This is a genomic window from Sulfurihydrogenibium sp. (genome assembly GCF_027448985.1).
GTDB lineage: Bacteria > Aquificota > Aquificia > Aquificales > Hydrogenothermaceae > Sulfurihydrogenibium.
The window spans coordinates 1-2,863 of the sequence record NZ_DAIDMN010000120.1 but is presented as its reverse complement, the minus strand read 5'-3'; the positions used below and the strand labels follow the sequence as shown (position 1 = coordinate 2,863).

The following is a 2,863-nucleotide window of genomic DNA, read 5'->3' as shown; positions in this document are numbered from 1 at the left end:
AGAGATAATAGGATTTCCTTGTCTTGGTTGGAGAGTTCCAGTTGGCATTGAAGGGTTATCATGGTAGTGTCTCCTTTCTCTACCTTTTCCAGTTTAGATTTTGTACAGTTAGCAATTTTCTATTCTCAACATATAATGATGTATTATTTTGTATAGTTTTTGTCAACTTTTTTCAGCCTCCTACGATTTTGTTATAATATAATAAGGTTTTATAGTAATTATACTATGATAGCAGTCATTAATAAAGATTTTTTGGTCTTAAATTAAGGAGAAGATATGGAGCCATACACAGGGTCGTTAAACTTTTTACATAGTTATTCTGCAATGCAGGGAATAGTTCACTTTATAGGTTGGACTATAGCAATTATCATTTTAGTGTACATTTTTAAGTTTATAAAGAAACATCAACAGGAAGATGAAAGAGCTAAGAGATACAATCAAACAAATATTTTAGATGAGATAAAAAAAGAAAACGAAAATAATAAGGGGGACAATTAATCCCCCTTTATTTAGATTAATCTTCCCAAAGAGATTTAAGACTCTTAGGTAAGTCTCCTTTAACGTCCTGTATTTCACCATCAGACACATGCCTTTTAATAACTCTAAATACAGCTTTTATAACTTCTTTTGCATGTTCTTCATTTCCAAAATCTTTTCCGGCAGACCTTCTATCTTCCTCTATAACTTCTGCAATAAAATCTTCAACAGACTTGATAGTTTTGTCTGGTACAGGAGAAGGTTTCCATCCGTCAACATAAACAGCCTTTATACACATTGGAAGTTGGGAAATGAGGTCAAAAGACTCTTCTGTCGTAAGTCTTCTTCTTAGAACATGTAAAACCGTTCTTAAAACTCTACCTGCTTTTTCTCTGTCTTCCGGATTTCCAAGTTCTTGAGCTAACTCTTTGAGGAAAAGGTTTCCTTTTTCTACGTATTTTTCAAAGTTCATCGCTGACCCTCCTTCTAAGATTTTTAGTTATTATATAAATAAATATAATAGATAATTTTCTTTTAAAAACAATAGTTTACTGTTTTTTCTCTTCTGATTGAATGTATTTTTTTGCATCTATATACATATTTCTAAATCCGGCTGCCAAACCAAAGAAAAAGAAGATTATGGTAAGATAAGGAGAAGTTCCAAAATATTTATCTAAAAAATATCCTATCGCAACTCCTACTATAACTCCGGATACTAAATGAAGCCCTATCGTTAAAAAAGATAAAGTTTTGTTTGCTTGTTCATTCATTTAATTCTAACACATCCATCATATCGTATAATCCGGATGGTTTATCTTTTACCCACTTTGCAGCAGTTATGGCACCTTTTGCAAATATCTCTCTTGAGCTTGCTTTATGGGTAAGCTCTAACCTTTCACCCATAGCTGCGAATATTACAGTATGGTCTCCTACAACATCTCCACCTCTTAAAGCAAAAACACCTATCTCTTTATCACTTCTTTCTCCAGTTATACCTTCTCTACCGTAAACAACTTTTTCTATTCCAGTTTCTTTTTTTAGAATGTCCACTATCTTCATGGCTGTTCCAGAAGGAGCATCTTTTTTAAACCTGTGATGCATCTCTACCACTTCTATATCAAATCCTTTGTCTTTTAATACTTTGGCAGCTATTTCAACGAGTTTAAACAAAAGGTTTACTCCTATACTCATATTAGGAGCTAAAACTATGGGAATTTCTTTAGATAACTCTTTTATTTCTTGTAACTGGTAATCGCTAAATCCAGTTGTTCCCACTACAGCTGCTTTTTTTTCTTTATCTGCTGCAAGCATTCTTAAATGTCCTAAAACCGCTTCTTGATTTGCCGCAAAATCAATTAAAACATCTATCTGGTCTATAACTTTAGCCAAATCCGATGTTATTGGTGCCGGAATATCTTTACCTATTAGTTCTCCAACATAGTTATGTAAATGAGCACAATCTGGACTTTCTATTCCGGATGTTATTGTTATATCCGGGTCTTGTGATGCGAGATTAGCAATGGTTCTGCCCATTCTTCCCATTACACCGGATATTCCCAATCTAAGCATTGGACTCTCCTTGTGAAAATATTACTCTACCAAATTCTTGCAACAACTCGTTTGCTTGATGAGGTGGTACTACAGATGGAGCTAAAGCAACATCTACTCCTGGTTTAAACAATTTTTCTTTTATCAGGTCTTCTATCTGTTGCATATCTTCTGCTGTTACATTTTCATTAAAAATCTCTTGTGGGTCTTTTTCTGTAATAAAAAATCCAGCAAAAACAAAAGCGTAAGCTTTTTTCTCCATAAATTCTCCTTTCAAAAATAAATTCTCCCTCAAGAAAGAGGGAGTTAGAAAACACCTTTAAGGTTTTTCAGATTACTTTTCTTCCTTTGTTCCCATTTTGTACATTATAGAACCCCATAAAAACACAAGCTGTGCTAACATCAAAACCAATAAAACAACTTCAGCTTTTGGTAGTCCACCAAAGGTCATTTCCATAACACACACCTCCATAAATTAATGTTTCAATATAAAATCTGCCAAGGCTTCTTTTTCTTCTTTTGAAAGTTTTTTTGTTACTTCTATTTGAGGTTTCATTATAGCTTCTTTTGAAGGGTCAACTATAGCTTTTCCTTCTCCAGAGAGGAACTTTATTAATCCTTCTTTGTTTCCTTTATAAGCCGCTGCTATTTTGTTTAGTCCTGGTCCTACAGAATCTGCATTTGGTTGATGGCAAGCCGTACAGCCTTTTGATTTGAAAATTCCTTCTCCATCAACTTTTGCAGATGCAACTTCTTTTTTAGGCTCAAGAAACAGCCCAACCTCAACAGGTAAGTAATCAAGAAACAGCTAAACCTCAAGAACAAAAACCTCAGGAAG

Annotated in this window: 7 protein-coding genes; 1 reads left to right on the top strand and 6 read right to left on the bottom strand. The window is 33.9% G+C overall.

The window, feature by feature from the left end; translation table 11 throughout:
- Nucleotides 1–276 precede the first annotated feature (276 nt).
- Entirely contained in the window at nucleotides 277–498 is a 222-nt protein-coding gene (locus NE054_RS07735) for a hypothetical protein (protein WP_297890351.1), read from the top strand.
- A 16-nt stretch (nucleotides 499–514) separates the two neighbouring features.
- On the opposite strand, the gene NE054_RS07730 is transcribed toward NE054_RS07735, so the two are convergent.
- The 6 genes from NE054_RS07730 to NE054_RS07705 all read right to left on the bottom strand — a co-directional run bounded on the left by NE054_RS07730 (nucleotide 515) and on the right by NE054_RS07705 (nucleotide 2,746).
- Complete coding sequence (locus tag NE054_RS07730; RefSeq protein WP_297890350.1) at nucleotides 515–949, bottom strand: DUF2267 domain-containing protein; 435 nt, start codon at nucleotides 947–949, stop codon at nucleotides 515–517.
- 76 nt (nucleotides 950–1,025) lie between these two features.
- Nucleotides 1,026–1,247, bottom strand: coding sequence for an AtpZ/AtpI family protein (locus NE054_RS07725; protein WP_297890348.1), 222 nt, complete (start codon nucleotides 1,245–1,247; stop codon nucleotides 1,026–1,028).
- Nucleotides 1,240–2,046, bottom strand: coding sequence for a 4-hydroxy-tetrahydrodipicolinate reductase (dapB, locus tag NE054_RS07720; protein WP_297890346.1), 807 nt, complete (start codon nucleotides 2,044–2,046; stop codon nucleotides 1,240–1,242). The genes NE054_RS07725 and dapB overlap by 8 nt, the downstream gene beginning before the upstream one ends.
- Complete coding sequence (locus NE054_RS07715; protein ID WP_297890344.1) at nucleotides 2,039–2,287, bottom strand: hypothetical protein; 249 nt, start codon at nucleotides 2,285–2,287, stop codon at nucleotides 2,039–2,041. Before NE054_RS07715 ends, dapB begins: the two co-directional genes overlap by 8 nt.
- 72 nt (nucleotides 2,288–2,359) lie before the next feature.
- Entirely contained in the window at nucleotides 2,360–2,482 is a 123-nt protein-coding gene (locus NE054_RS07710) for a hypothetical protein (protein WP_297890342.1), read from the bottom strand.
- Nucleotides 2,483–2,500: 18 nt separating this feature from the next.
- Nucleotides 2,501–2,746: a c-type cytochrome gene (locus NE054_RS07705; RefSeq protein ID WP_297890352.1), complete on the bottom strand. Its 246-nt coding sequence runs from the start codon at nucleotides 2,744–2,746 to the stop codon at nucleotides 2,501–2,503.
- Between the last annotated feature and the right edge of the window lie 117 nt (nucleotides 2,747–2,863).

What these genes read in the sequence shown, in the direction of transcription:
- NE054_RS07735 (WP_297890351.1), top strand. Translation starts at nt 277, where the DNA reads ATGGAGCCATACACAGGGTCGTTAAACTTTTTACATAGTTATTCTGCA.
- NE054_RS07730 (WP_297890350.1), bottom strand. Translation starts at nt 949, where the DNA reads ATGAACTTTGAAAAATACGTAGAAAAAGGAAACCTTTTCCTCAAAGAG.
- NE054_RS07725 (WP_297890348.1), bottom strand. Translation starts at nt 1,247, where the DNA reads ATGAATGAACAAGCAAACAAAACTTTATCTTTTTTAACGATAGGGCTT.
- dapB (WP_297890346.1), bottom strand. Translation starts at nt 2,046, where the DNA reads ATGCTTAGATTGGGAATATCCGGTGTAATGGGAAGAATGGGCAGAACC.
- NE054_RS07715 (WP_297890344.1), bottom strand. Translation starts at nt 2,287, where the DNA reads ATGGAGAAAAAAGCTTACGCTTTTGTTTTTGCTGGATTTTTTATTACA.
- NE054_RS07710 (WP_297890342.1), bottom strand. Translation starts at nt 2,482, where the DNA reads ATGGAAATGACCTTTGGTGGACTACCAAAAGCTGAAGTTGTTTTATTG.